Annotated in this window: 2 protein-coding genes; both read right to left on the minus strand. The window is 37.2% G+C overall.

The features are described 5' to 3' along the window. Positions 1–115: 115 nt before the first annotated feature. A complete protein-coding gene (gene dut / locus EKL98_RS15480) occupies positions 116–550 on the minus strand; it encodes a dUTP diphosphatase (RefSeq protein WP_126563099.1) in 435 nt (144 codons plus the stop codon). 72 nt (positions 551–622) lie between these two features. Beyond that, the coding region (locus EKL98_RS18210) for a lipopolysaccharide biosynthesis protein (protein ID WP_233589457.1) at positions 623–1,362 on the minus strand (740 nt) is incomplete at its 5' end.

The raw sequence follows: 1,362 nt of genomic DNA on the forward strand, positions 1-1,362 counted from the left end.
GAGGTGTTATTGATAATTTTTTTGCCACAGATTAAACGGATTGAACCGATTTCCACGGATTTTCTAATTGTTTATCTGAGTATTTATCTGCTAACTGTGACTGAACACTGAATACTTACTTCACTCCCGTGCTTCCAAAACCGCCTTCGCCTCTTGAAGTGTCGGATAATTCCTGAACTTCGATCCAATCGGCTCTTTCGTGTTTGGCGATGATGAGTTGGGCAATGCGTTCCCCGTTTTCGACAACGAAAACTTCATTGGATAAATTGACCAAAATCACTCCAATTTCTCCACGATAATCGGCATCTACAGTTCCTGGCGAATTAAGAACTGTGATTCCTTTTTTGGCTGCCAAACCACTTCTTGGTCGCACTTGCGCTTCATAACCAATAGGTAATTCGATGAAAAGTCCTGTTTTTACAATGGTTCTTTCTAAGGGTTTCAAGGTTATGGATTCGGATAAATTGGCACGCAAATCCATTCCTGCCGAGGCGATGGTTTCGTAATTAGGCAAGTCGTGTTGCGATTTGTTGATGATCTTTATTTTCATTTTATTTATTTTGAGGATACGTAGGGACAAGTCGCGACTTGTCCGTGCCCTTTATCCGTAAATTGTCAATGTTTATTTTTTCCTTTTTAGGATGCCCAATATGGTTTGTTTTTCATTGTAATATATAAAATACATAAACCCAATTAATAATGGGATTCCAACGAAATAATTTTCTCTAAATCCATAGAAAGAAATAATAGAAAACAAGATGGACAAGCCCATATAACCGCCTATTTTCTCCATATCATAAGGAATTGGATAATATTTGTTTCCTAGAACATAAGAAATAATCATCATACTTCCGTAAGCGACAATAGTAGCAATTGCCGACCCGTAATAGCTGTATTTTGGAATTAAAAGATAGTTTAAAACCAAAGTTAAAATGGCACCAACAATCGAAATATAAGCACCTATTTGAGTTTTATCGGTGAGTTTGTACCAAACCGAAAGATTGTTGTAAATTCCTAGACAGAAAGTGGCCAAAATGATTAAGGGCACGACTTTCATCGCTTGCCAATAGGATTTGTTGTCGAGCAAAAGGAACTTCAATATATCGGCAAAAACAATGACTCCTAACAGAATTAACGAACCCAATATGACGAAATATTTTGTAATGACAGCATATGTCTGCGGCGCATTTTTGCTAGTTGAATGACTGAAAAAGAAAGGTTCAATTCCCAAACGAAAAGCGGTGGCAAACAAAACCATAAACAATCCGAGTTTGTAACAGGCAGAATAAGCTCCGACTTCGGATTTGGCAATATTTTCTGGAAGCAAGTAGCCTAAAAGAATTTTATCGAAATGTTCATTGA

It is taken from the genome of Flavobacterium bomense, assembly GCF_003970355.1.